Source organism: Nocardia sp. NPDC051900, assembly GCF_044452545.1.
In the GTDB taxonomy this organism is placed as follows: domain Bacteria; phylum Actinomycetota; class Actinomycetes; order Mycobacteriales; family Mycobacteriaceae; genus Nocardia; species Nocardia sichangensis.
This window is the reverse complement of the sequence record NZ_JBITBU010000013.1, coordinates 214,256-238,754: the sequence shown is the minus strand read 5'-3', so window position 1 is coordinate 238,754 and position 24,499 is coordinate 214,256. Positions and strand designations below refer to the sequence as shown.

The 24,499-nt window shown below is 66.5% G+C and carries 25 protein-coding genes and 1 pseudogene; 19 read left to right on the top strand and 7 right to left on the bottom strand.

The features are described 5' to 3' along the window. The coding region (locus tag ACIA5H_RS23360; protein ID WP_397077331.1) for a hypothetical protein at positions 1-259 on the bottom strand (259 nt) is incomplete at its 3' end. A 37-nt stretch (positions 260-296) separates the two neighbouring features. Here ACIA5H_RS23360 and ACIA5H_RS23355 point away from each other — a divergent pair. The 4 genes from ACIA5H_RS23355 (at position 297) to ACIA5H_RS23340 (ending at position 4,517) form a co-directional block, all read left to right on the top strand. Then, positions 297-725: a hypothetical protein gene (locus ACIA5H_RS23355; protein ID WP_397077330.1), complete on the top strand. Its 429-nt coding sequence runs from the start codon at positions 297-299 to the stop codon at positions 723-725. Positions 726-740: 15 nt separating this feature from the next. After that, positions 741-1,820, top strand: coding sequence for a glycosyltransferase (locus ACIA5H_RS23350; RefSeq protein WP_356962395.1), 1,080 nt, complete (start codon positions 741-743; stop codon positions 1,818-1,820). A 47-nt stretch (positions 1,821-1,867) separates the two neighbouring features. After that, positions 1,868-3,478, top strand: coding sequence for a hypothetical protein (locus ACIA5H_RS23345; protein WP_397077329.1), 1,611 nt, complete (start codon positions 1,868-1,870; stop codon positions 3,476-3,478). 394 nt (positions 3,479-3,872) lie between these two features. Continuing rightward, positions 3,873-4,517 (top strand): hypothetical protein, encoded by a 645-nt coding sequence (locus tag ACIA5H_RS23340; protein ID WP_397077328.1) that lies wholly within the window; start codon positions 3,873-3,875, stop codon positions 4,515-4,517. 1,300 nt (positions 4,518-5,817) lie between these two features. Here the strand turns inward: ACIA5H_RS23340 and ACIA5H_RS23335 are convergent. Further along, positions 5,818-6,527 (bottom strand): annotated as a pseudogene (locus ACIA5H_RS23335) (alpha/beta hydrolase). 531 nt (positions 6,528-7,058) lie between these two features. Continuing rightward, positions 7,059-7,991 (bottom strand): TIGR03620 family F420-dependent LLM class oxidoreductase, encoded by a 933-nt coding sequence (locus ACIA5H_RS23330; protein WP_379251583.1) that lies wholly within the window; start codon positions 7,989-7,991, stop codon positions 7,059-7,061. Between the two features lie 89 nt (positions 7,992-8,080). On the opposite strand from ACIA5H_RS23330, the gene ACIA5H_RS23325 reads away from it, so the two are divergent. The 3 genes from ACIA5H_RS23325 (at position 8,081) to ACIA5H_RS23315 (ending at position 9,235) form a co-directional block, all read left to right on the top strand. Next, positions 8,081-8,617 (top strand): TetR/AcrR family transcriptional regulator, encoded by a 537-nt coding sequence (locus tag ACIA5H_RS23325; RefSeq protein ID WP_379251584.1) that lies wholly within the window; start codon positions 8,081-8,083, stop codon positions 8,615-8,617. Positions 8,618-8,780: 163 nt separating this feature from the next. Then, entirely contained in the window at positions 8,781-9,032 is a 252-nt protein-coding gene (locus ACIA5H_RS23320) for an FCD domain-containing protein (RefSeq protein WP_397077327.1), read from the top strand. A gap of 5 nt (positions 9,033-9,037) precedes the next feature. Continuing rightward, positions 9,038-9,235, top strand: a complete 198-nt coding sequence (locus ACIA5H_RS23315; protein ID WP_397077326.1) for a hypothetical protein — start codon at positions 9,038-9,040, stop codon at positions 9,233-9,235. 382 nt (positions 9,236-9,617) lie between these two features. On the opposite strand, the gene ACIA5H_RS23310 is transcribed toward ACIA5H_RS23315, so the two are convergent. Next, entirely contained in the window at positions 9,618-10,520 is a 903-nt protein-coding gene (locus ACIA5H_RS23310) for a helix-turn-helix transcriptional regulator (protein WP_397077325.1), read from the bottom strand. A 115-nt stretch (positions 10,521-10,635) separates the two neighbouring features. On the opposite strand from ACIA5H_RS23310, the gene ACIA5H_RS23305 reads away from it, so the two are divergent. Beyond that, the gene (locus ACIA5H_RS23305; protein WP_379251677.1) at positions 10,636-12,000 is read left to right on the top strand and encodes a hypothetical protein; all 1,365 of its coding nucleotides are present in this window, start codon (positions 10,636-10,638) and stop codon (positions 11,998-12,000) included. A gap of 89 nt (positions 12,001-12,089) precedes the next feature. Then, positions 12,090-12,434, top strand: coding sequence for an erythromycin esterase family protein (locus ACIA5H_RS23300; protein ID WP_397077324.1), 345 nt, complete (start codon positions 12,090-12,092; stop codon positions 12,432-12,434). 559 nt (positions 12,435-12,993) lie between these two features. On the opposite strand, the gene ACIA5H_RS23295 is transcribed toward ACIA5H_RS23300, so the two are convergent. Then, on the bottom strand, positions 12,994-14,514 hold the full coding sequence (locus ACIA5H_RS23295) for a catalase (RefSeq protein WP_355080880.1): 1,521 nt from the start codon (positions 14,512-14,514) through the stop codon (positions 12,994-12,996). 362 nt (positions 14,515-14,876) lie between these two features. Here ACIA5H_RS23295 and ACIA5H_RS23290 point away from each other — a divergent pair, with 362 nt between their 5' ends. From ACIA5H_RS23290 to ACIA5H_RS23260, 7 genes are all read left to right on the top strand, one after another. Next, on the top strand, positions 14,877-15,206 hold the full coding sequence (locus ACIA5H_RS23290) for a DUF732 domain-containing protein (RefSeq protein WP_379251679.1): 330 nt from the start codon (positions 14,877-14,879) through the stop codon (positions 15,204-15,206). A 113-nt stretch (positions 15,207-15,319) separates the two neighbouring features. After that, positions 15,320-16,369: a fused (3R)-hydroxyacyl-ACP dehydratase subunits HadA/HadB gene (locus ACIA5H_RS23285; RefSeq protein ID WP_379251680.1), complete on the top strand. Its 1,050-nt coding sequence runs from the start codon at positions 15,320-15,322 to the stop codon at positions 16,367-16,369. A 161-nt stretch (positions 16,370-16,530) separates the two neighbouring features. Next, positions 16,531-16,695 (top strand): hypothetical protein, encoded by a 165-nt coding sequence (locus ACIA5H_RS23280; protein ID WP_379251681.1) that lies wholly within the window; start codon positions 16,531-16,533, stop codon positions 16,693-16,695. 278 nt (positions 16,696-16,973) lie between these two features. After that, positions 16,974-18,173, top strand: coding sequence for a PP2C family protein-serine/threonine phosphatase (locus ACIA5H_RS23275; protein WP_397077338.1), 1,200 nt, complete (start codon positions 16,974-16,976; stop codon positions 18,171-18,173). Next, entirely contained in the window at positions 18,170-19,795 is a 1,626-nt protein-coding gene (locus ACIA5H_RS23270) for a CHASE3 domain-containing protein (protein WP_397077323.1), read from the top strand. Before ACIA5H_RS23275 ends, ACIA5H_RS23270 begins: the two co-directional genes overlap by 4 nt. Further along, positions 19,792-20,238 (top strand): response regulator, encoded by a 447-nt coding sequence (locus tag ACIA5H_RS23265; protein ID WP_355080889.1) that lies wholly within the window; start codon positions 19,792-19,794, stop codon positions 20,236-20,238. Before ACIA5H_RS23270 ends, ACIA5H_RS23265 begins: the two co-directional genes overlap by 4 nt. 285 nt (positions 20,239-20,523) lie before the next feature. After that, positions 20,524-20,943 (top strand): ATP-binding protein, encoded by a 420-nt coding sequence (locus ACIA5H_RS23260; RefSeq protein ID WP_397077322.1) that lies wholly within the window; start codon positions 20,524-20,526, stop codon positions 20,941-20,943. A gap of 9 nt (positions 20,944-20,952) precedes the next feature. Here the strand turns inward: ACIA5H_RS23260 and ACIA5H_RS23255 are convergent, their stop codons facing one another. Next, on the bottom strand, positions 20,953-21,330 hold the full coding sequence (locus ACIA5H_RS23255) for a MerR family transcriptional regulator (protein ID WP_355080893.1): 378 nt from the start codon (positions 21,328-21,330) through the stop codon (positions 20,953-20,955). 145 nt (positions 21,331-21,475) lie between these two features. Here ACIA5H_RS23255 and ACIA5H_RS23250 point away from each other — a divergent pair, with 145 nt between their 5' ends. The 3 genes from ACIA5H_RS23250 (at position 21,476) to ACIA5H_RS23240 (ending at position 22,541) form a co-directional block, all read left to right on the top strand. After that, a complete protein-coding gene (locus ACIA5H_RS23250) occupies positions 21,476-21,895 on the top strand; it encodes an HSP20 family small heat-shock protein (protein ID WP_355080895.1) in 420 nt (139 codons plus the stop codon). A gap of 206 nt (positions 21,896-22,101) precedes the next feature. Further along, positions 22,102-22,260: a hypothetical protein gene (locus tag ACIA5H_RS23245; protein WP_356962146.1), complete on the top strand. Its 159-nt coding sequence runs from the start codon at positions 22,102-22,104 to the stop codon at positions 22,258-22,260. Between the two features lie 23 nt (positions 22,261-22,283). Continuing rightward, complete coding sequence (locus tag ACIA5H_RS23240; RefSeq protein ID WP_356962144.1) at positions 22,284-22,541, top strand: cold shock domain-containing protein; 258 nt, start codon at positions 22,284-22,286, stop codon at positions 22,539-22,541. 27 nt (positions 22,542-22,568) lie between these two features. Here ACIA5H_RS23240 and ACIA5H_RS23235 read toward each other — a convergent pair whose 3' ends face one another. Next, positions 22,569-24,164 carry a GMC oxidoreductase gene (locus ACIA5H_RS23235; RefSeq protein ID WP_397077321.1) on the bottom strand — a complete coding sequence of 532 codons (1,596 nt, stop codon included), beginning with the start codon at positions 24,162-24,164 and terminating at the stop codon, positions 22,569-22,571. Positions 24,165-24,499: the final 335 nt, after the last annotated feature.

Below are 24,499 nucleotides of genomic sequence, written 5' to 3'. Positions count from 1 at the left end.
GGGGAACCGGAGACAACAACAACGGCAACAACAACGGCAGCGGCAACAACAGCGGCGCAGGCAACAACAGCGGCAAATCCAACGCAAACGGAAGCTCTCCCCAGCCCAGCAGCGACGGCGCCAACCCTCCCACCAGCGGATTTCCCCCTTCACCCGCCAAAAGCGGCTTGGACTCCACGGGCAACCAACCGACGCCGACCGGGTCGACCGGTCCGACCAACTCGACCAGCCCGCTCGGCAGTTCGGGGCCGTTGTCCAAGCTCGCGGACATGCTGGCTCAGCTGAATTCAGGTCCCATGTTCAGTGGTTCCCCCAGCCCGTTCGGCCCGTCCGGCCCGTGGGGCGCGTCCGGCCCATGGGGCGCGGCGGGTCCGTCCGGGTCGATCACTCCGGCGGGCCTCGGCGGCGGATCGGCCGGCGGCGGAGCCGGGATCGCCAGTCCGGTTGACGACAAACTGTTCCCTCGCGCCGGCGCCCCCGGGACCGGTACCCCCACCGACACCGGCCGCGCTGGACTCCCGGCCACCGCAACCCAAACCAACGCCGCCTATCCGATGGGGATGGGCGGCTACCCACTGGGCGGAGGTATGGGCGGCGGCATGGGCGGACAAGGTCAGCAACAACAGCAGGAGCGCAAACGTGCCGCCTACCTGGACGGTCCCGAGCACCTCGAGGAAGCCGTCGGCGACGATCCACTGTCGGTCCGGCCCATCATCGATCGTTGAGACAGGTGCCCGGCCATGCGCTTTCATATCGTGAACTTTCCCAATACCGAGACCACCCGGCACTATCAGCCGTGCGCGTACACGCAGAAGAATCGGCGCTTCGCCTCGATGATGACCGAGCTCGGTCACGAGGTATTCCTGTACGGCGGCGAGGAGAACGACGCGGCGTGCGCGGAATTCGTCCCGATCGTCACCAGAGCCGAGCAATCCGAGTGGTTCGGCGGTGCCGATCTCTATAAGGACCCTATCAATCTCACATGGAGTCCCCATGATGTGCATTGGCAGATCTCCAACGAGCGCGCGGTCACCGAGATCGCCCGGCGGAAGGGCAAGCGCGACTTCATCGGAATTCTCGGTGGCACTTGCCAAAAGCCCATCGCGGATACCTTCCCCGAGCTGATGACCGTCGAATTCGGCATCGGCTACAGCGGGGTGTTCGCTAACTACCGGGTGTTCGAGAGCTACGCGTGGATGCATGCTGTCTACGGCTCGTATGCGAGTGTTCCCGGCGTCATGAGCGCCCGCGGCCAGTTCTACGACGCCGTGATCCCGAACTACTATGACGTGGCGGATTTCCCGTTCTCCGAGGACAAGGACGGCTACTTCCTGTTCATCGGCAGGATGGTCGAGGCCAAAGGCATTCAGATCGCGATCGACACCTGCACGCGGCTCGGCGTGAATCTGATCGTCGCCGGCGCGGGGGAAGTCCCCGAGGCCGACTGCGTCGAATACGTCGGTGTAGTCGACTCGACGCGCCGCGGCGAGTTGATGAGCCGGGCCCGTGCGGTTTTCGTGCCGACGCTCTATCTCGAACCTTTCGGTGGCGTCCACGCCGAGGCGATGCTGTGCGGGACTCCGGTGATCACCACCGATTGGGGTGTGTTCACCGAAACCGTGCAGCACGGCGTACAGGGTTTTCGCTGCCGGACGCTGCGCGAGTTCTGCGATGCCGCTGACGCCGTCCACAAACTCGACTATCGCGGAATCCGTGATTACGCGATCTCGAAATTTTCCACCGACGTCGTCGCCCCACAGTACGAGGCGTACTTCGAACGCCTACTCACGCTGTGGGGCGATGGCTGGTACGCGACATAGGAGGTCAGTGTGACGGGACGCTGGCGCGGGCGCACACGAGGCCTACCGTGCTGACGGAATCGGGGCGCCGGAACCTGGTCGTACTGAGGGCGGGCGACGAATCACTGCACGAGCAGTGGCTGGCCGGGTCGCATCCACGTACCTGGGATCTGGTGGTGAGCTATTTCGGTGACGACCCGGACCGCTACCGGGTGGCGGACGTGGCCAGGATCGACCGTAAAGGCCCGAAATGGCCTGCCCTGCATCAAGTCCTGACGACGGATTTGGCTGCGGTGCTCGATCGATACGATTACGTCTGGCTCCCTGACGACGACCTGGCCGCCGACACCTCCAGCATCAACGAGCTGTTCCGCTACGCCGCGCAGCACCGGCTCGCACTGACCCAACCCGCGCTCACCGAGGACAGCTACTACTCCCACGAGATCACGCTCGTCGATCGACGATTCAACCTCCGGCACACGAACTTCGTCGAAATCATGGCACCCTGTTTCAGCCGGGAATTCCTGCGCCGTTGCCTGCCGACCTTCGACGCCACCCAGACCGGCTGGGGTCTGGACTTCCACTGGCCGCGATTCATCACCGACTCCACATCGATCGCCATCGTCGACGCCGTAACGGTCCGGCACACCCGACCGGTCGGCGGGCCGAATTACGCCGCGGCCCGGGCGAGTGGGATCGACACGTGGGCGGAGTATTGCGAATACCTGGTCACGCACGAAATCAGCGACTTGACGCCACGCGTGCACCGCGGCGTCGGAGCACCCAACCGGCCCGCGGAAACCCTCGAACCCACCGCGATCTGCGTGACCATCGACCGGTGGCGCCCCGAGCTGGCCGACTGGTTCGACTTCCACTCCGCGCAAGCGGAATTGACCATCATCTATACGGATGACCCAGATGTCCGGGCCGCGCTGTGCGCAGTGCGCGGTGAGCGGCCCGTCATCCTTCGCGACCACGCGACACCCAACGATGACACGGTTGCTCGCGAGGTAGCCAACATCGCCGACGCCGCCGCAACGGCCGAGGCGGCGGGTATGCAATGGCTGCTACCACTCGGCCCAGACGAGGTCTTCTATGACGACGGTCGCCGCCGCTGGCAGATTCCCGGCGTCGGGCAGGTGACATTCATCGGACACGAAGCCGTCCCTTCCCTCGTGCCGGTGACCGATCCCATCCACGAGTGCACCGTGTTCCGGATCAGCGGTCGATCACCCTTTCTCGACACCCCGGCCAACCGCAGCGCGGTCCGTCTCGGCCCCGCTGTCGCGCCGGTGGACGAGTACGGTTTCACCGGATTCGACGGCGTGCACGGCACCGTGACTGCACCGATGATCCTGCACTACCCGTATCCGAGTTTCGAGAGCTGGCTGGCCCGAGCCGAAGAAGTCGCCGAGGTCGGAGGCAGCAAGGCGCGGCACTTCGCCCATCACTCCAGAGACCTGCTCCAGGTGGCCCTCGCCCACGGCGAGCTCTCAGGCGCACGTGCCTGCTTCCAAGCCGGAATCCCGTCCGCCGGCATGGTCGACCGGATGCTCCTGAACGGCGAACTCATGCGCGCCGAGCCGCTACGACTGATGCGCGACCCCCCGGCGCGAGAGCGGCTGCCGTCGGTCGGTGAGGTCGAGGGCAGCGCGCAGGAGGTGTCGATGCCGTTGTAGCGGTAGACGTCGTCGAGCGATCCGAATCGGCCGAATATTGCTGACCCTCGATGCGATACCGCGCACCGGGTCGCTCATGGCCAGGAAGGGCAGGGTCGAGGCGGCAACCCGCGGCGCGGTCGCGGCGACAGGCGGCCCGCTCGTCGAGGGCTGGCGCGAGCGGTCCGCCGCCGAATGTGGCGCTGCCGGAACTTGCCGTCCTGAGCGCGGCTGGCCACGGCAATTCTCCGGGATGGAAAGGGATCGGGTCGGCAGGCAAAGTAGTCCGCGCGGCCGCCGTTGACCTTGGAATTCGCCGATCACCGCAGGCAGCGGACCCGCACGCGTTTGCGTGCGTATGTCGGTGCGCAAAGGGTAGGCCGCATATGCACCTACTTCGACGAATGGAGGCGTCATGAGAGACGTCGATGACACTGTTCACGCAGGCCACGGCCGTCGCCTTCGAATTCCCCGTAGCCGAGGAGCCCTCGGCGGGCTCGCGGTGCTACTGCTGGGCTTGTGGGGTGCGCTGATCCCGTTCATCGGACCCTATTTCGGCTTCGCGTTCACTCCGGACGACCCGTGGGTGTGGACGGCGCCGCGCGGGTGGCTCCAGGTATTGCCCGGCGTCGCCGCGATCATCGGTGGATTGCTCATGCTGGCCAGCCGCAACCGGCTCGTGGCGAGCTTCGGCGCGTGGCTGGCAGCGGCGGCGGGCTTGTGGTTCGTCATCGGGCCGATACTGGCGGACACACTGAAAATCGGGGATGTCGGCGAACCCGTCGCCACGTCCGACCTGAAACGGGCCCTGCTGCAACTGGCCTACTTCTATGGTCTCGGAGCGCTGATCCTGTTCTTCGCCGCGACCTCGCTCGGCCGATTGTCCGTGCGCAGCGCCCGCGATATCGCCTTCGCGCGACGCGAGGTCGACACCAGAGCCGCCGCCGAGGCCGACAGTCGGCGCCGCGTAGCCGACGCGCCGGGCCCTGCGGAACCCGCTTCCCGTGCCGATGCCACACCGGGGCCGCGACCGAACAAACCCGGGTTGTATCGCAGCTGACCTCACCTCCAACGTTGCCGAGAACGGTGGCCGCCGACGTTCCATCCGGCACGCTGCTACGCAACACTCCTGTTGGCACAATATGGTCGGGTCGCGCGTGTCGCAGGTCCTCCGGTCGAGGAGGTTCCACCTCGACGGTGCAGCGAGCCCTGCGGCGGCGCGGACTGCTGTAGCCACAGGGATTTCGTGCGGATCGTAAGTCGTGGGCGATGCTGCCGCGCAAGGTGTTTTACGATCCACCGACCAGGCGCGACCGGGTCCGGCAGACCGACTTCAGCGAACTCGAAACCACTGGTGGTGGCATCTGGCGGATCTGCGCGGTCATCGACTATGCCACCAAATACTGCCTGGCCATCACCATCACCCCCACCGCCCGCGGCGCCGACACCCCTGGCCTGCCTGCAGCTCGCGGTCACCGAGGCCGAGAGTACCCTCGGGCTGCAGGATCTGCGGGCCGATCGTGGACTGGCCGAGGTTATCGGTCCGGCCGGGGAGTTGCTCGGCATGGCACCGATACCGATCGCGGTGGTATCGGACAACGGTCCCTGCTTCCGCGGGGGAGGTGTTCAAGTCCGCGTTCGCCGGGCCGGACCCGCTGCTGCGGCACGTTCGCACCCGGTCCGATCACCACAGACCAACGGTGTGATCGAGCGGGTCTTCAGCACCTTGAAATACGAGCACCTGTTCCGCGGCGTCATCGCCGACGGTGATGCCTGGAAATGGAGGTCCACCGATTCCGGATCATCTACAACACGGTCAGGTCGCACCAGGCGCTCGGCGACCGAGTGTCCAGCGCGGCCTTCACCTGCTGCGACCAGTGGAAAAACTCGATAAGCGGCATGTGCGGATGTCTGTGATGCTGCTTTCCTGGACGGAGTGAACGACTTCTCGAAGACTAGAGTCCGATCCATGAAAGACCGACCGGTCCTCGTCGTGGCCCTGATCGGGGGCTTCATCGGCGCAATGCTGTCGAGTCCGTTCGCCGTGTACTTCGGCTTCGGCACTCCTGTACTCGCTACCGCCATTGTCGGCGTGGGAATCTTGCTGGCTGGAGGCATAATGTTCGGCGGCCTCTGCGCTGCACTGGCATGGGCCGTCAGGGCTGATCGGCGTAACGGTGGTTACCGCTGTCGCGGTGAGAGCCGGGCATAGCTTTTAGAAGCTACGGTCTGCCGGCGGTACGCAACAGCCGTAGAGGACGCGGTGATCGGCAATACCGGACGCAGCAGGTGACCTCGACAGCCATGGCATCAACCATGTGACCGGCCAGATCCTGCCAAGACGCCTGGACGGGCCGATCTCACTCGAGGTGCCGGGCGAAGAACCGGTTCCCTTCATCCGCCTCGGACGCCGGGATGCCGTTGTGCCCGCCCATATTGGCGTGCAGCGCCTTCTCCTTGGAACCAAAGGCGTCGAACAGGTCCAAAGCCCTCTGCCGGTCGCTTCCTTCGTCGTCCCATTGCAGTAGGACCTGCAACGGGATGGTGATCTGACGGGCCTCGGCGACCATGGTGCGGGGCACGGAAGTCCCGGCGAACAGACGGGCGGCCGCGATGCGCGGCTCGACCGCCGCCAGGCGGATGCCGAAGGCGAACGCCCCTCCCGACAACCCGACCGGTCCGCCGATTTCGGACAGCGCGAGGATGGCGTCCAGGACCGCCCGCCATAGTGGGACCGCCATTTCGAGCGGCGGGAGTACGAGCCGGTCGATGATCTCGTCGCAGACCGGCTCACCGGACCCCAGTGGTTGGAGCAGGTCAGCGCGGGCCTGCTCAGCGCCGGCGTGCCGGGGCAGGTCGATGGTGGCCGTGGCGAAGCCCTTTGCCGGGCCCGGGCCACCACTCGTGGGTACATCTTCTGCAGTCCGCCCGGGTGGCCGAGCAGGATCAGCGGTGTTGGTGCGGAGGCGGAAGCGGAGGCGGGCGTCCACAGGATGCCTGGGATCTCATCTAGGGCGAATTCGCGCTCGATGACGCCGTCGTCGAGGCGATGTTCGGAAATGAATTGCACGGTAGTGCCTTTCGGGAGCGCTTGAACGGCGCTCCCGGACGACCTATCGCCCGACCGTGACCCCAGAGAGGAGCACCCATGTCGATACTGCGTTCACGGGTACCACCTCCTCGTTCGCTGGCACGGCCTCCAGCAAGTTTGCAATGGTCGCAGAACATCGTCAACGGGTTTTCGTCGTGGCTGCGTGACCGCACACCGAGCTCTATCCGCCGAATCTGGACGCTGGGGCCTGTTGTGCCTGCGGATCTGCCAGGCCGCCTTGGTCTATGTGAACGTGCTGATGTCCGGGACATCATCGCCGACCCCGACTATCCCGTCGAACTGACCGCAGAGGACGAAACGTGGGCTGGCCCCGCTGTTCTGGTCCCGTGTGCTCGCCTACGGTGAGGTCAAGCTGAACATGAACAGCCGCCTGGCACTTGCCAATCGAGTACTCGTGCGCGCCGGCGCGCGACCTCCATCTCCACGGCGACGTGTGCGTTCGGGCGAAGGCGGAGATCTGGCTGCACTGGGATTCTTCCGGCGAAACCATCACAGTCGGACAGCGGTCCGACGTGCCGATTGGGTCGGCACTATTGCTGAAAGCTCGCGCCATGCCGCCAACGGCAGCGTGGTCGGATCGGTGCCCACAACCTGCAAGCACACGTGGTCAGCCCCTGCCGCCAGGTGCTGACCTATCCGTTCCTCGATCGCGGAAAGATCGCCGTAGGCCATGATCGCATCGACCAGCCGACCGCTGGGTTCGCTGATGTCATCGTCGCCGAAGCCGAGCCTGTGCAGGTTGGCGGCCTGGTGCGGCGCGCCCGACGCATATGCCGCGACATAGGCGCGTGCTACTTCCCGAGCACGGCTGACATCAGTGTCCAGAACCACCGGTTGCTCCACGCCGAGAAATGGCCTGTGCCCCAACACCTCTCTGGCTTTCGCCGTATGCGCTACCGGAACGAAGTACGGGTGCGCACCCCACGTCCGTCGCGCCGCCAGTTCCAGCATCCTCGGCCCGAGGGCACCGATCACCCGCCGTGGCGCCGGATCGGGCACAGGGCCGTGCGCCGGTACCGCGTCCATTGCGTCGAGGTACCCTCCCATCAGCGCCAGGGGTTTACCGCCCGCTGGAATCGTATAGCCGTCAGCCTCGACCGGACGGCCGGCAACACGGTGACCCCCAAGCCCCAGCAGGTAACGGCCCGGGAAGGCCTCGCCGAGCGCACGCTCCGCAGTCGCCATAGCGAGAGGATCTCGCAGCGCGATATTGGCAATACCCGCCGCCACAACGATTCGCTCAGTAGCCGACAGCAGCAGCCACGCCTGTCCGACAGTGTCCCGGCCGAATCCCTCGCCGAACCAGATCGCACCGAAACCCAGTTCTTCGATCTCCGCGGCCGCATCCCGGACCAGCGTTGCCGGCTGCCTGTCGAAGGCCCACGTCCAGAGACCCACAGCGCCCAATTCTCGTTGCGTCATCGCAGCTTCCCATTCGCCCAAAACCGGAGAGCCTCTCCGGTTCGCTCTCAGTAGAATATGGAGAGGCTCTCCGATTCGCAAGGGGTGTGATGAGGTCACACGCACAACGCAACTACAACCGCATACTGGCAGCGGCAGCCGCTGTCTTCGCGGAGTCAGGGCCCGATGCATCGCTCAATGAGGTCGCCCGCCGTGCGGATGTCGGGCCGGGCACTCTGTATCGCCATTTCCCGGATCGGCAATCGTTGCAGCTCGCGGTGTTGCAGGACCGCATCGAAGCTCTCTGCAGATGCGGCGAGGAATTGCTGTCCGCACCGGACGCGCACGCGGCGCTCGGAGAATGGTTGCGGGCACTGCTATTCCACGCTCGCAACGACCGGGGACTCGGTGCGGCCGCACTCACCGGGCCCATCGGTTCGAACTTCGAGTGCCGGGAAGCCATCAGGCGAACAGCGGAGAAGCTGTTGACGCGCGCACAAGGAGCAGGCACCGTGCGAACCGATACCTCCGCGGACGATCTCATCCAACTGGTGGCCGGGATCGGCCTCGCCGCCACGGACAGCCGCGATGCCGGCCAGCCCGATCGGCTACTCGGAATCGCCGTCGACGGACTCATCACCCATTGAACCCGCCTAGTGGATGTGCCCGTCGGCGTGGACTGTACGGGATCGTCAACTGCTCCGCGGCGGAGATGTCGAACAGGGTCAGTTCGCGGAGTTGCCGCGCCGCTGCGGCGCGCTGTTCGGCCCGCTCACGAACCGCGCAGATCGGCCCGATGCCCTGGGCCACGTGGCGGCGAGCGACGCCCGCGACACCGCGCGCATCGTCGCGCTCGGCCACGAATTCCACCGCGCCGTGAACCTCGTCGCCGACTCGGACCGCTTGGCACGCCTGCTGGCGGGGATCGTGCACCAGCTGCCCAACAGCTTCTACGCCTCGCTGGAATCCGATGCCGCGACCACAGCATCCGGACACGCCGAGCTGGTCGCCGCGCTGGAGCGACGTGATGATCGCAGGGCGCGCGCTCGCCGAAACCCATAGCGCGGATGGCGCCGACTTCGTCGTGGACGCGCTCGATCAACGGGGAATCTGAGCTGAATGACCGTTCTGGTCAATATCTCTACCAGCGGGGCGCACTACTGCTGGACCAGTTGGTCACCGAGACCTTCGATTTCGGCCACATCGGCAAAGCGGTCGAATACTGCGCAGGCCAGAACGGCGCCCGAGCGGTCGTCCTATCCTGAGCGCCGACCTGGCTCGGAGCTCCGCGGGCCGAGCTTCGAGTCCAAGGAAAGAATGCCGGGTTCTAGCAGCGGATCCCGGATCACCAAGATTCTTCGTATACGCACTACGCAGATACCCCACCATCCGGCGCAAATCATCCCAATCATGCCGATAGGCATTACAGCTCACACCGACGAGCCAGAAACCTGAAGTCTCAGGCGACCGGGTTACAACCCCGCCGCACTTCTCAAGGCGTCACATTTCCTCTAACCAAGCATGGCGAAAACAAGTCCGAACCCCGTGGGACCGCTCAGTCCCGCCATCTTCAGTCGCGAGCCAGAAACAATCCGGTGCGCCCAACCGCAGCAATCATCGCTCGCCGCACCCAACCAATCATAGCCCTCACCCCGCTGCCGCGTGATACATCTCCCGATGCTCCGCCCACGGACGCGCCCGCTCCTCCGCACTCATCGCCAACAACCCCCGCAACTTCCCCCACGCCACCTCATCCACCGGCGTATACACCTGCATCCACGCATTAGGCACCGACGGCAACGACATACTCGTCAAAAACATCTCCAACTCCCCCACCGCCAAATTCCGCACCGCCTTCGTCCGACTCACCGGCACCGCCACATCATTCAACGCCCACAACGACGCGAAACTCTCACTCTCCGCACACAACTCCGCGATGAACTCCTCCCACCCCGGATCACCAAGATTCTTCGCATACGCCCCACGCAAATACCCCACCATCCGCCGCAGATCATCCCAATTATGCCGATACGCATTGCAGCACTCCGGAGTCAGAAACACCCGACGCGCCACATTACGCTCCCCCGCCAGAAACCCCGGGCACAACGCCTCATACGAAGAGTTGTGCGCCAACACGTCATACCTGGCACTCAACACCACCCCCGGCAACGGCTCCAAATGATCCAAAATCACCTGCAACTCCTCCGGCAACGCCGACCCCGAATCCACCGAAGGCACCGTCGGCACATCCGCCAGCCGATACAAATGCGCCTTCTCCGCCGCATCCAACGACAAAGTCCGCGCCACCGCATTTAGAACTTGAACACTGACATTTATTTCGCGACCTTGTTCAAGCCACGTATACCAGGTCACCCCGATTCCTGATAATTGGGCGACTTCTTCGCGACGGAGCCCCGGTGTACGTCGACGCGTTCCGGTGGGGATGCCGACATCCTCGGGTGCGATACGCGCTCGCCGGGATTTGAGGAAGGCTCCTAGTTCCGCGCGGCGCGCCCTGCGCACTGCTCGCACATCGACGACTTCGGTCATTCCAGAGATCATCCCGTACCGAGACACAAGTATCCAGGTGCTGCTGGTACCAGTTTCAGCGCGGCGCGGCGCCGGTGATGTTCGGTTCGTCCCGGCTGGGTACGACTGTGAAGTGGTGCGATGGCGTGAAGCACTCGAAGGCGTCACCGCGTTCCTGGCCGCCGCGGTGGCCGGGCTGTTGCTGGTCGTGCCGCTCAGCTTCGGCAGGACCTGTCATTGCACGCCCTATCAGGTGAATCGATTGGTGTTGAGCGTGCCGCGGGAGGCAGCGATCGGTGTGCTGGTCGCGGCGGTCACCGCGGTGGTCGCGGTCAGCCTGGCCCGGGCGCGTACCGCGTGGTGGATCGCGCTGGCGGCGACATCGCTGTTGTTCGTCACACACACGGTCGAAGCGAACAGTGCCTCGCCCGACGTCCTGACGACCACCGCCAACCTCGACGCGATCGGCAGCGGCATCCTGCTCGGCGCGACGGGCGTGGCCGTACTCGGCCGCCGCGTGCCCGCGACGGGCTTGGTACTCGGCGCTGTCGGCTGCTTCGTCGTCATCACGCTCTCGCAGGCATCGGGGCTGCTGGGCAACCCGCATCGGGCGACCGCCGAGCCACACGTGTGGTCGGTGTTGGAAACGCAACCTCTGTGGTTGCTGGCGGCGGTGGCCGGGCTCATCCTGACGTGCCAGGTGGTCACCCGGCACCGCTTCACGCCGGAACCGATCTATCCGGAACTGCCGCTCAGCCCGGTCATCGCCGCGATCGTGCTCGTGCTGACCGAATTGGCCGTCGCGGAGTGGCGCTTCCGTCACGGCGACGGCAGTCTCGCGCTGATCGTGACGGCGCTGTGCACGCTGCTGGCCACGACCCTCGCCGCCTGGCTGCTACCGCGCCGGGACGGGATCGCGATCTACCTCGCGGTCGGGCTCAGCGCCACAGGCAGCGCGGTGGGCAATGGTCCGCGACCGATATGGAGCGTGCCGCTCCTGCTGGGCCTGATCCTGCTCGGGTATCTGGTCGGAACCCGAATCCGACCCTCGGATCCCCTGATAGGCGCCGGTTTGCTCGCGGCCGTCGCGCTGTTCGCCTCCGTTGCCCCACCAGGTGGCACGCGCAACGTGGTCACGGCCGCGCTCGCCGTCGTCGCGGGGTATTGCGCGGTCTGCGTCCAGCCACGAACGGCGGGCAGCATTCTGGCGATCGCCATCCTGTGGCGCCCCTCGACCGTGGCGCCCACCCGCACCGAGTCGTTCGACTGGACGATGGTGTCGCCGCACCATCTGCACGATTGGGGTCCGGTCACCGTGGTGTCGGGCTCGGAATGGGCGGCGTTCGCCATCGCGGTGGGCTGCGGGATCGGACTCGCTCTCCGCGCTCTTCCGAGGCGAAGAGCCCGCGTGCCGCGCCGCGCTCCGGCCGACATGGCGGCGATGCGACCCGCGATGTCCAGGGCGTCGACGGCTCGACATGGGCGCATGGAACCGAGTTAGGCGTACCTCCGCCTTCGTCCGGCCATGCGCGGGTTGAAGACCCACTACGTCCGACAGCACCCATTGGGCGATATGTAGCGGGCACGACCATGCTCCTGGTCGACGACGTCGCTACCGGCGCGAATATGCGCGCCGCGCTGGAGCGGTGCGGCGGCCGGGTCCGACGCGAATCGTGGTGGTCGTGCCCACTGCTCCGAGTCCACGTGCCAGGAAGTGGGTGGCGCCTTGGACCGAATCGTGTGCGCGACCACGCCCACACCGGACGTCGCCACCGGCCGCGAACCGAGCGGCGCAGTCACTACTTCCGAGCACGGATTGCCCACCGGTTCGACGCGCTGATTCACATCGAGGAGACCCGCGCACTGGAACCGCTCGACGGCACCTCCCGATGGGAAGCCGGGGAAACTGCCCGAACCTATCCCTTCGCCGTGTGACCGGTCGCACCGCCGTGGTGTGGCAGCGAACGACCGTCCTGATGCGGCGCCGATATCCCGCCGTGGTGCGGCACAGGTCGACCGAGCGGCATCTGCGGTACCGGCGGCGCGGGCGGAACGAATCGCAGGATTTCGGAGAAACCCCGGAATCCACCGGGAATGGGAACCTCCAGCGGGAGATCGGGTTCGCCGACGGACGACGGCTCCGCCACGGCGGGAGCGGCGGGAAGCACGGCTGCCGCGGCCGCACATACCGCGGCGATCGTCCGGGCGGCCCACGAACTATGTTGTGCGCGTCGATCAGGTCGAACATCGGCGTCAGACGCCATGATGCGGTCCTCCGATCTGCGTCGGCCGGCCCGGTACGACCCATCCGGTGCCACGGGGACGTCACCGAGCCTCGAATTCGTTCGAAACACCACGGTGGTTGCGGTCCACTGGATCCGGAGAGTCATGCTCCCGCACACATTCGAAGAGCTGGCGCGGGACACACGACGAAACGATCACGAAAAGACAACGAACAAGCGGCCGGTCGGCACCGGCCGCTTGTTGGCGTCCGTCAGGCCTTCGCTTGCGCCGACGAGCGAGCCGGATTTGCTTGCCCGGCCGCCTTGGGGTCGAGTTCGTCCTGTTTCGCGCGCACCCCGGCCTCGACCCGGTCGCCGAGATTCTTGTCGACATTGCGCCAGTACTCGAATGCCCGGTCCAGCACCGGCGCACTGACGCCGTTCAGCAGGTGCCCGACGATGTTGTCCACCAGCCGCTGCCGTGCCGCGTCGTCGAGTACGTCGCGGACCATGGTGCCCGCTTGGCCCCAATCGTCGTCGTCCCGGTGCAGCGTGTAGGCCGAGCGCACGAGTTCGCCGTCGGTGTGCCACGTCGCGGGCGGGCCAGCGACGGCGGGATCGGCGTGCGGGCCGCCCTTCGAGTTCGGCACGTACACCGGATCGCCCGGGTTGTGGTGACGCAGCGCGCCGTCCTTGCTGTACGAGCGGACGGTGGTGGCGTGCGGCGTATTGACTGGGAGTTCTTTGTAATTGGCGCCGATGCGGTGCCGGTGCGCGTCGGGGTAGGAGAACCAGCGGGCCATCAGCATCTTGTCCGGGCTCGGCCCGGTGCCGGGTACCGAACTGCTCGGCTCGAATGCCGCCTGCTCGATCTCGGTATGGTAATCCGCCGGATTGCGGTCGAGCGTCATCCTGCCGACGTCGATCAGCGGATAGTCGCCGTGCGGCCAGACCTTGGTCAGGTCGAAGGGGTTGAACCGGTATGACTTCGCCTCGTCGAACGGCATGATCTGCATCTTCAACGTCCAACTCGGGAAATCGCCGCCTTCGATGGATTCCCACAGATCGCGGGTGTGATAGTCGGTGTCCATCGCCGCCATCTGATCGCCTTCGTCCTGGGTGAAGAACTCGATACCTTGATCGGTCTTGAAGTGGTACTTGACCCAGAACCGTTCCCCGGAGGCGTTCACCCACATGTAGGTGTGGCTGGAGTATCCGTTCATGTGCCGCCACGTGCGCGGGATACCGCGGTCACCCATCAACCAGGTCACCTGGTGCGCGGATTCCGGCGACAGCGTCCAGAAGTCCCATTGCATGTCGTGGTCGCGCAGATTGTTGTCGGCGCGGCGCTTCTGGGAACGGATGAAGTCCTGGAACTTCATCGGGTCGCGCACGAAGAAGATCGGCGTGTTGTTGGCGACCATGTCGAAGTTGCCCTGCTCGGTGTAGAACTTCAGCGCGAACCCGCGCGGATCGCGCCAGGTGTCGGGGCTGCCGCGCTCTCCTGCGACGGTGGAGAAGCGGGCCAGCATCTCCGTCTTCTTCCCCGGTTGGAAAACCTCGGCCATGGTGTAGGCACTCACGTCGTGGGTGACCTCGAAGACGCCGAACGCGCCGCCGCCCTTCGCGTGCGGCTGGCGCTCGGGCACCCGTTCCCGATTGAACGCCGCCATCTTCTCGATCAGATACCAGTCCTGCAGCAGGATCGGCCCATCCGGCCCGACGGTCAGTGAATGCTCGTCGCTGGGGACCGGGATACCGGCGTCATCGGTGGTGTAGTTCGGGCCAGACATCTCTCTCCTCTCCTACGAGCCGCGGGCAGGAGGCCGGCGACGAGACCGCAGAGACAAGCGGCGCGGTCAGCTTCACGACCGCGACGTGGTTTGCGGGTAGGCACGAACGGCATCGCCGCTGCGGCAGGCCGAAGGCCGATACCCGTCCCGTCGGTCCTGTCGATCGACTTCCCAGGGGACCACGGCTCAAACTAGCGCTGACCAGGCCCTCCGCGACGGCGAGCGACCGGGTCCGCGCCACCGGCGGCGCGCGATCGGTACCCGCACGACCGGCACGGGGGCTCTTTCGCGGGGCGACCGGCGCCCGGCTAGGCTGCGTCGGCTGTCGCATGCCGAATTCCGACCGACCACAAATTCTTTCGATGGGAAACGAAATGAAGCTCGCGCTGTGCGGGGTGCTGGTCGTCTGCACGTTGTCCGTCTCCGCGATCGCGGCGGCGTTCATCGTCGCCGAAGCGCGGGCGCACGCGCCGCGCGGCGCCACCAAAGGCTATTTCGCCGATCTACAGCGGCTCGGCGTGCGGACCGCGGGCGACGGCGTGACCGCGGCGCTGCTCGATCTGGGCTACGCGGTGTGCCGGGAATTGGCGGCGGGAACGCCCGAAGCCGACATCGTCGTGCGGGTGAGCGCGCACCAATCGGTGGACGAGGCCGCCGCCGTGGTGGTGGCGGCCGAGCGGAATCTGTGCTGAACCGCCACGATCGGCGAGCGAGGCGACCCGGTCCGCGGACGTCTCCGGCCGCGAAACGGCGTGCGATGCGGGCTGACCGGAAATTCGGCTCTCCTTGGGTAGATTCCCCCGCGATGTCCAGAATCCCTGCTACATCGAGTGTGAACGACGCGGCCGACGCCGCGGTGCCCGCCGCTATGGTCGGGCGCCGGTATCGCAGCGGCGATCACTACGAGGTCGCCCGCGAGAAGATCCGTGAGTACGCCCGCGCGGTGCGCAATCAGCACCCGGCGCACTGGTCGGAGGACGCCGCTGCCGACCTCGGCTACGGCAACCTGGTCGCTCCGCCGACCTTCGGCGCGGTGCCCGGGTATCTCGCCTATGCCGAGGTGTTCGACACGATCCTGCCCGGCTACGACCTGAGCCGGACCATCCAGACCGACCAGATGATCGAATTCCACCGTCCGCTCCTGGCCGGCGACCGGATCTGTTTCGAGATGTCCCTGGACTCGTTCCGGCACGCGTTCGGCGGCGACCTCATCGTCCTGCGCCAGACCATCCTGGACCAGGATGATCGGCCGGTCCTCACGTCTCGGACCAGCTTAGTCGGGCGGGCCGACGAGGCCTTGCCTGCTTGGTTGGACGCTGTGGTGATGCACGGAGTACGTCCTGAGGCCCGGCAGCAGCGCCGTGTCCCCGACCCGCGCCGCGTGGGGAATGGCAGCGAGCCCGCCCGCGAGACGCCCGTCACATCGGCGAACCCGCGGGGACGTCGGTTCGAAGCCGTGCGTCCGGGAGCGGAACTTCCCCCACGCACACTCACGGTCAGCCAAGGCGACCTGGTCAATTACGCCGGGGTGGCGGGCGACCCGAACCCCATCCATTGGAGCACCGAGGCGGCGGCCAAGATGGGAATGGGAACGGTTGTCGCGCAGGGCATGTTCACCATCGGGCTCAGTGTGGATTTGCTCACTTCGTGGCTGGGCGACCCCGGGGCCCTGCGCTCCTACAACGTCCGGCTGACCAATCCGGTGCACGTCGGCGCGACCGGAGGCCGGATCGAATTCTCGGGCCGGGTGAAACACCTGGACGCGGACACGCGCACCGCCACCGTCGCGATCACCGCCGAGCACGACGGCCACAAGATCTTCGGTCGCGCGACGGCCGAGGTCGTCCTCGCGTGATCGCGCGACCCGTTCGCGCCGCCGGATCGGTGTGTTTGGTCCGGAGCGACGCGGGCACGTTGGAGGCGGAGCACGCGCCCGCCGGGATCGGTGGACGCGAACTCGGCACTCGATCGAGCGGGCAACCGGCCCGCTCGCACCCGAAAGGACCGGTATCTGTCGTGGTTGTGCTTCTTGCTGTGATCGGCTCGGCTTCCCTTGCCGTCATCGCGGTCCATGCCACGGTCGTCGCACGCAGCTTGGCGGAAGTCCGCTCCCCGCGCCGCGAAGGCGCGACCCGGGACGACGAGCGGAGCACCGCACGACTGACGGGCACCATGGTCTGATCTTCCGGCTCCCTTCGCGCCCAGCCTCCGCTTCCGCCCAGGTGAACACCGTCATGTCTCGGTCGGGTGGCGGATCGGATACGATCTTGCCTGCCTCTCGGTCCAGCAAACGGCCGCTGAGACAGTAGGCGTGCGCTGGTGCCGCCCTTGGGGATCGGAGGCCGGGTTGTCGGTGTTCGCCGACGACGGCATCAGTGCTGTCAGTCGTTCCGTCGCAACCGGACCCACGACCGGCGGTGTCCGTGCGGCGTGACGGGACAGACGACGATCCCGAGGTGATGGTCGGCGCGGATTGGCCGTGGCAGCAACCTTCGGTGCTCTTGATCGAGGACGATCCGGGGGACGCGCTGTTGGTGGAGGAACTGGTCGTGGACGGCGCGCCGGGCCTGCGACTGGACTGGGTCCGGTCGCTGGCGGAGGCCGCCGAGCACCTCGCCTCCGCCGAGCCCGACTGTGTGCTGCTGGACCTGCATCTGCCCGATGCAAAGGGGCTCGAGGCGGTGGAGCGCATCCGCAAGCACACCGACCAGGTCGCGATCGTGGTGATGACCGGGCTCGATCAGGAGCAGACCGGGTTGGCCGCGGTCGCGGCGGGAGCCCAGGACTATCTGGTCAAAGGCCGGGTCGAGCCGGAGCTGTTCGGGCGCGCCGTGCGGTACGCGATCCAGCGCAAGCAGGCCGAGCGCACCAGCGCGGCCCTGCAGGCGAGCAATATGCGCGCGCAGGAGAACGCGCGGCTGGAGCGCGGCCTGCTGCCCACCCCGCTGTTGCGGGGACAGCGGGTCGTCGACGTCGTGGCGCGCTACCGTCCCGGCCGGGCCCATTCACTGCTCGGCGGCGATTTCTACGACGTCGTGCAGGACGCGGACGGCACGGTGCACGCCGTCATCGGTGACGTGTCGGGGCACGGCCCGGACGAGGCGGCGACAGGCGTGGCCCTGCGCCTGGCCTGGCGCACCCTGGTGCTGAGCGGAGTCACCGGCGCACGGCAACTGCGGCTGCTCGAGCAAGTGTTGCTGGCCGAACGCACCGGCAAGCAGACTTTCGCGACGGTGACGAGCCTGGTGTTGCATCCCGGCGACCGCCGCGCCCAGGTGCTGCGGGCCGGGCACCCGGGGATGCTGCTGCGCTCGGCTTCCGGATTGACCTGGGTCGAGGTCCCCGGCGGGCCCGCCCTCGGCTTTCTGCCCGGTCGCGCCGAGTGGCCCGTCCACGATCTGGAGCTGCCGCTGGGCTCCGGGCTGATGGTGTTCACCGACGGCCTGTTCGAAGGCCACGCCGGGACCGACCGGGAACGACTCGGTGAGCAAGGGCTGATGGAGGTCGCACGCGCTGTGCGAGCCGCGGATCCCGACTGGTTCGTCGACGAGCTGATCGGTCGCGTGGAGGCGCTGGCGGGTGCGTCCGGCGGATTGGACGACGATGTCGCCATTCTGTATCTGGGATGGAACGGCGACGGGCAAGGACAGGAGCGATGACGATGACGACCGGTCGAGCGCCGCTCAGCGCACGGTTGACCGCCCAGGCCTGGTTCCAACTGGTACTGGCCGCGATGGTGCTGGTGGTGATCATCGGCACCGTGGCAGGCGCCCAGGTGATCGCGCAGACCAACCGCGTGACCGATCGGCTCATCGACAAGTCGTTGCCCGCGGCGGCCGAAGCCTACCGGTTACAGAGTGCCCTGGTTAACCAGGAGACCGGTCTGCGCGGCTACCGGATCACCGCCGACCCGCAGTTCCTCCAGCCCTACCGGGACGGCACCCGGGACGAGGCGCAGTCGGCGACCCGCCTGCGCGAGCTGCTGGCCGATCGACAGCCGCTGCTCGACGAGCTCGACGCCGTGGAGCAGGCCGCACAGCGGTGGCGCGACGAGTACGCGGAGCCGCTGGTCGCGGGGTTGGCCTCTGGATCACCCCTCGGCACCGACCCCACCACGCCGGTCCGCGGTAAACCGCTGTTCGACGACCTCCGGACACGTTTCGACACCCAGAACAGCAGTCTCGCGGCGGCCATCGCCCACGACGAAGACAAGCTGACACACACTCGCGCGGTCCGGGACGCCGTGCTGGCCGGGATGGTCGTGGCGTTCCTGCTGACCGGTGTCCTGCTGACCGTGCTGATCCGGCGCTTGATCGTCCGTCCCCTCGGGTCCTTGACGGATGCGTCGCTGCGGGTCGCGGGCGGCGACTTCGATCATCACATCGACGCCCACGGCCCCGCCGACCTGGCGACCGTCGCGAACGCGGTGGAGAGCATGCGCCGCCGCATCGTCGCCGAGCTGGATTCCTCCCGCGCCAAGGAAGCGGTGCTCGCGGAGCAGAAGACGGATCTGGACCTGCAGGCCGTGGAACTGCGCCGGTCCAACGCCGAGCTGGAGCAGTTCGCCTATGTCGCCTCGCACGATCTGCAGGAGCCGCTGCGCAAGGTGGCGTCGTTCTGCCAGTTGCTGGAGAAGCGCTACGGCGACAAGCTCGACGAGCGCGGCAAGCAGTACATCGACTTCGCCGTCGACGGCGCCAAGCGGATGCAGGTGCTGATCAACGACCTGCTCACCTTCTCCCGCGTCGGCCGCGTCACCGACCGCACCGAACCCACCGGTCTCGGCCCGTCCCTTGACAAGGCGCTGACCAATCTCTCCGCGGTGATCGACGACACCGCCGCGAGCATCCGGCGGCCCGACGAGCTGCCCGAGATCATCGGCGATCCGACCCTGCTGACCATGCTGTGGCAGAACCTGATCGCCAACGCCATCAAGTTCCGCGAGCCCGACCGCGCACCGCGGATCGAGATCACCTGCGAACCGGCCGAGAACGGCAGTGGCTGGCTGCTGTCGATCTCGGACAACGGCATCGGTATCGCGCCCGAATTCGCCGAGAAGGTGTTCGTCATCTTCCAGCGGCTGCACAATCGTGAGGAGTACAGCGGAACCGGTATCGGGCTGGCTGTCTGCAAGAAGATCGTGGAGTATCACGGCGGCCGGATCTGGATCGACACCGAGTACACCGCGGGCGCCCGCTTCTACTTCACCCTGCGCACCGCCGAAGCCGACCTCTCCGCCCGCACCGCCGACGTACCCGCCCCTGAAGGAGCCACCGCATGACCGATCCCGGCCAGCCCATCGACATCCTGCTCGTGGAAGACGACCCGGGCGACGAGCTGATGACGCGAGAAGCCTTCGAGGACAACAAGATCGGCAACACCTTGCACGTCGCCAGGGACGGCGAGGAGGCGCTCGAATTCCTCTATCGCCAGGGACGGCACGCCGACGCTCCGCGGCCGGATCTGATCCTGCTCGACCTGAACCTGCCCAAGTACGACGGCAGGCAGGTGCTGGAGAAGATCAAAGCCGACCCTGATCTGTCGCACATCCCGGTGGTCGTGCTCACCACCTCCGCGGCCGAGGAGGACATCCTGCGCAGTTACCGGCTGCACGCGAACGCGTACGTCACCAAGCCGGTGGACCTCGACCAGTTCGTCGCCGCCATCAAACAGATCGACGAGTTCTTCGTCCAGGTCGTCCGGCTGCCGCGCCAAATGCTGTGATGGCGTTCGCCGCGGTGCCGGTGCCGGTGGTTCTCACCGACGGGACCGCGGCCTTGCTTGGGGAATGATCAACTGGGTATAGCTTCGGGGAGAACGGCACATCCACGGCGAACACGACAGCCGAGCTCGACGGCGGTCCACGTGCTCGGCGTGGCGAGTACAGCGCACCGATCCCCGATAGGGAGGTAACGAGGTGACGGCGCATCGACGCTATCGGCAAGGCACGACGACGGGAAAACCGGCCCGCGACAGACACACTGCGATCCCGGCGGCTGGTACGCGCTCGTGAGCGCGGGCGAGCGGGTTCCCCTACCCAACGCCGTGACGCCGCTGGAGCTGGACTTCCCCGCCGAGGCGGTGCAATTGGCTACCGTCCGGCATACCTTGCAGGATTGGCTCACCCAGTGCGGCATGGCCGCGGCCCCGGCCTACGACGTGCTGCTCGCCGTCGGTGAGGCGTGTACCAACGCCGTCGAGCACGGCCATCAGGGCGACGGCGGCGTGGTCCGCTTGCGCGCGTCGCTCGACGGCGGCGAACTCCGGGTGACCATTTCCGACAGCGGCCGATGGAAACAGCCCGATCCGCAAGCCGATTCGCTGCGGGGTCGGGGCATGCCACTGATCCGCGCACTCATTCCAGAGGTCACCGTGACTGCCGGCGATACCGGCACGGTGGTCGATCTGCGCACACCTTTTTCGGCGTAGTCCCGGAACCTACGCGCCACCGGGCGGATGGTTCCGCGCGTCCCGCAGACGGACGTTGTCGGCCTGCAGCCGGTCGTTGTCCGCGTGCAGCCGGTCGTTGTCCGCGTGCAGGTCGGCGTTCGCGTCCTCCAAGTCGAGAATGCGGCGGATGCCGGCCAGGTTCGCTCCCGTGGCGACCAAGTCGGTGATTCGCCGCAGCCGGGCCAGATCGTCGCCGCTGTAGCGGCGGGTGCCCCCGTCGCTGCGCGCAGGGGTCAGCAATCCGTGACGCTCGTAGAGCCGGAGCGTCTGCACCCCGATTCCAGCCAGTTCGGCAGCGACCGAAATCCCGTACACCGCTCGGTCGGGATCCGGCAGATGCACCGAGTCGCCCCTCTCCTGCGCCATCCATCCTCACTTCACTTCGGCCGACAGATTTCCTAGTTTAGCGCCTTGCGCTCAACTTTCTCTGGTGGTACAAAAAATCTATGCCAGACAACAGAGGTTATCTGGCCCCTACTATGGAGAATGGAGTGAGTTGGAGGTGGCGACCATGCTGATGCGCACCGATCCGTTCCGCGATCTGGACCGTCTGACGCAGCAGGTGTTCGGCACGAAGGCGCACCCCGCGGTGATGCCGATGGATGCCTGGCGCGCCGGCGAGGAGTTCGTCGTGGAGTTCGACCTGCCGGGTATAGATCCCGAATCCCTGGACCTGGACATCGAGCGCAATGTGGTGACGGTACGCGCGCGTCGTCCCGAACTGGACTCGGGCCGGGAGATGATCGCCGCGGAACGCTCTCGCGGCGTGTTCAGCCGTCAGCTGTTCCTGGGCGAGAACCTCGACACCGACAAGATTCGCGCCGACTACACCGACGGCGTTCTCCGCCTCACGATTCCCGTGGCAGAGAAGGCCAAGCCACGCAAGATCGAAATCGGCCGCGGTAACGGGCACAAGGCGATCGACGTCTGAGAAGCCGCGTAGACCGCGAGATTCCCGCACAATCGAAAGCGAGGTGATGTCGCAGCCAGTGATATCGGAATCAATCTGCGAAGAGTGTCATTCCCGCTTTTTCGGGCGGGCCCGGAATACCGGGCCCGCCTCTCGCCGGAATATGGAAGATGTTGTCGCACAGGTTGTTTCGTGCGAACGGAGCGTACTTGATGGAGCATCCGATTATGGCAGCCACCGATCCACCCGACCCCATGCTCACCGCGACCGAGGCCGGAGCCGGGATTTCCTCCGACGCCGCGATCGTCTGGCCCGACCCGAGTCCGCTGGACGCTTGGTGGCGGCGGATCATGCATTCCGATCCGGTGCGCCGCAGCGCCGCGTGATCCGGCCTCTATCCTTGACTTTCGTGACCGAACAGCCCTACCGCCCCCGTGCCGCGGCGGAATACTGGCGCCGCGGCACGGTGGTCTGGTTCAACATCGAGAAGGGCTTCGGGTTTCTACAGCCCGAAGACGATCCCACGCCGGTTTTCGTCGAGTACACCAGCATCGAGACCACGGGATACAAAGCGCTGTACGCGGGTCAGCCTGTGGTGTTCACCGCCGCCATGCGCAAGCGCGGCCCCGAGGCCACGGCGGTGCGCCCGGTGCTGCCCGACGCTTGACCAGGGCCCTGGGCCCGGCGGCAACGGTCAGATGACCGTGCCGACGTCATCGGCCACCAAGGTGTCCAAAGCGCGCTCGGCAACAGCGGCAATCGTCATCGACGGGTTGCACGCCGCGGTGTTCCCGGGCATAAGAGCACCGTCGAGCACGTACAGGCCCCGCTGGCCGTGCACCCGGCCCTCCAGATCGCAGACGGCTCCCATACTCGCACCACCCAAGGGGTGCCAGGTCGACGGAAACAGCAGGTTGGTGTCGGTGAGAATGCCTGCCGGACCGGCGATCCGGTGGGCCGCGGGACCAATGTAGTTGTCCTGGATGTAGCTGTCACCGTCCTGCGGCCACTGCAGAATCGCGTCGTCGCGGGCCGCGTCGTAGACGAAGTGCCCACGACCGTCGCTGACGCCGTACCCGACCATCATGGTGCTGTCGGCATCGGCGCCCATGGGCGGGATGGACGCCTGGATCAGGGTGTGAGCGGAGTGCGGGTCGGACCAGTTCTTGCTGCCGTAGACCACTGGACCGCCCTGCTCCGCACCGAAACTCGCGGTCGGATCGGTCCACAGGTAGATGCGGTCGGCATTGGTGCCCCACCCTTGGCCGAGTCCGTCGGGCATATCGGGGATCAGGCCTTTCGCCGAGGCGCGCGCCAGCAGTCTTGTGGTGTTGAGGCTTCCGGCAGCCAGCACCAGCGCACCGGCGGTGATGATCTTGTTCTCCAGCACGGCGCCGCTGGTGTCCAGGCGCTCGACGTGGACGATCCACTTGCCGTCGGCGGCACGCTCGACATCGGTGACCTGGTGCAGCGGCTCGACCGTCACCAGGCCGGTCGCCTCGGCGGTGGCGATGTAGGTGACGTCGACCGAATGCTTGCCACCGTTGTTCACCCCCATGGCGCCGTCGCCGTTGGTGTAGGAGGGCTTCATCTCGCCCCGCAGTTCGGCCAGGGCGAAGTTCCAGTCGATGGGCATCGGGATCTTCGACAGCGGAAGCCCGGCGCGGCGCACACGGTCGGCGAAGGCCCGCGCGGCCGCGTAGTTGGGACTGGCGATCAACTCGTCCGGGGCGACGGCCAAGCCGAGCATGCGTGCCACCCGCGGGTAGTGCACCCTATCCATCGTCGCCCAGTCCAAGGCCTCGGGGAAGTGGGTATCGAACACCTCCCGCGTCGGTTGCAGGGACATCCCTTGATAGACCAGCGATCCCCCGCCCACGCCCGCCGCGCACAGCGCGGTCATATTGGTACCGGGCACCGCCTCGACGAGTCCGGTGTACGGCTCGAAGACCATCGGCTTGCCGAACAATACGGGGCTGGACTTGTACCAGAGCACCCGCTTGTCCAGCGCCGAAGCGCGCGGGAAGGTCTCCGCGTTCGGGCCCGTCCGCCAGCGCAGACCACGTTCGAGCACCAGGACCCGAACTCCGGCCTCGGCCAGGCGCAGGGCGGTGACACCACCGCCGAACCCCGATCCGATGACGACCACACGATGCTCCTCGCGGGTGAGCGGAACGCTGTTCACCCGCGCGGCGATCGGACTCGTCGTGTTCGCGTAGCGGGAGGCGATCACGAGACCGCCCGCCGCGGCTGCTCCGGTCAACAGTGACCGGCGCGAAATTGCTGACATCACACACCCTCGAAGATCAGACGCGAGCTCGGATCTCGCGCGGCCCACCATGGCCGCTACGGGACAGTAATATAACCGGACATGCATGTCCGGTAGTGGCCTGATCTGTAGCAGAGGTCACAATCGCATCGGAGGTGGTCGGGTGCTCGATGAAGTTCCGGATGCGGCTGCGGTCCTCGCGCAGGCACCGCTGGATATCGGGTTCCCCCTGCGGTCCTCGACGTACTCGGAGAACTAATCGCGACGTTCCGTTCAACCGGGTCGAAAACGGGCGATGACCCGCGCGAATCGAGTAGTCGGCTACCCGTGCTCCGATGGCCGACGCCCGCGACCAT

Coding starts and splice junctions, on each gene's coding strand:
- ACIA5H_RS23310 (WP_397077325.1), bottom strand. CDS start 10,520: ATGACCGAAGTCGTCGATGTGCGAGCAGTGCGCAGGGCGCGCCGCGCG.
- ACIA5H_RS23255 (WP_355080893.1), bottom strand. CDS start 21,330: ATGGCGCAGGAGAGGGGCGACTCGGTGCATCTGCCGGATCCCGACCGA.
- ACIA5H_RS23250 (WP_355080895.1), top strand. CDS start 21,476: ATGCTGATGCGCACCGATCCGTTCCGCGATCTGGACCGTCTGACGCAG.
- ACIA5H_RS23270 (WP_397077323.1), top strand. CDS start 18,170: ATGACGATGACGACCGGTCGAGCGCCGCTCAGCGCACGGTTGACCGCC.
- ACIA5H_RS23275 (WP_397077338.1), top strand. CDS start 16,974: ATGGTCGGCGCGGATTGGCCGTGGCAGCAACCTTCGGTGCTCTTGATC.
- ACIA5H_RS23295 (WP_355080880.1), bottom strand. CDS start 14,514: ATGTCTGGCCCGAACTACACCACCGATGACGCCGGTATCCCGGTCCCC.
- ACIA5H_RS23350 (WP_356962395.1), top strand. CDS start 741: ATGCGCTTTCATATCGTGAACTTTCCCAATACCGAGACCACCCGGCAC.
- ACIA5H_RS23290 (WP_379251679.1), top strand. CDS start 14,877: ATGGGAAACGAAATGAAGCTCGCGCTGTGCGGGGTGCTGGTCGTCTGC.
- ACIA5H_RS23300 (WP_397077324.1), top strand. CDS start 12,090: ATGCTCCTGGTCGACGACGTCGCTACCGGCGCGAATATGCGCGCCGCG.
- ACIA5H_RS23245 (WP_356962146.1), top strand. CDS start 22,102: ATGGCAGCCACCGATCCACCCGACCCCATGCTCACCGCGACCGAGGCC.
- ACIA5H_RS23355 (WP_397077330.1), top strand. CDS start 297: ATGTTCAGTGGTTCCCCCAGCCCGTTCGGCCCGTCCGGCCCGTGGGGC.
- ACIA5H_RS23330 (WP_379251583.1), bottom strand. CDS start 7,991: ATGACGCAACGAGAATTGGGCGCTGTGGGTCTCTGGACGTGGGCCTTC.
- ACIA5H_RS23340 (WP_397077328.1), top strand. CDS start 3,873: ATGAGAGACGTCGATGACACTGTTCACGCAGGCCACGGCCGTCGCCTT.
- ACIA5H_RS23235 (WP_397077321.1), bottom strand. CDS start 24,164: ATGTCAGCAATTTCGCGCCGGTCACTGTTGACCGGAGCAGCCGCGGCG.
- ACIA5H_RS23285 (WP_379251680.1), top strand. CDS start 15,320: ATGTCCAGAATCCCTGCTACATCGAGTGTGAACGACGCGGCCGACGCC.
- ACIA5H_RS23325 (WP_379251584.1), top strand. CDS start 8,081: ATGAGGTCACACGCACAACGCAACTACAACCGCATACTGGCAGCGGCA.
- ACIA5H_RS23315 (WP_397077326.1), top strand. CDS start 9,038: ATGGCGCCGACTTCGTCGTGGACGCGCTCGATCAACGGGGAATCTGAG.
- ACIA5H_RS23265 (WP_355080889.1), top strand. CDS start 19,792: ATGACCGATCCCGGCCAGCCCATCGACATCCTGCTCGTGGAAGACGAC.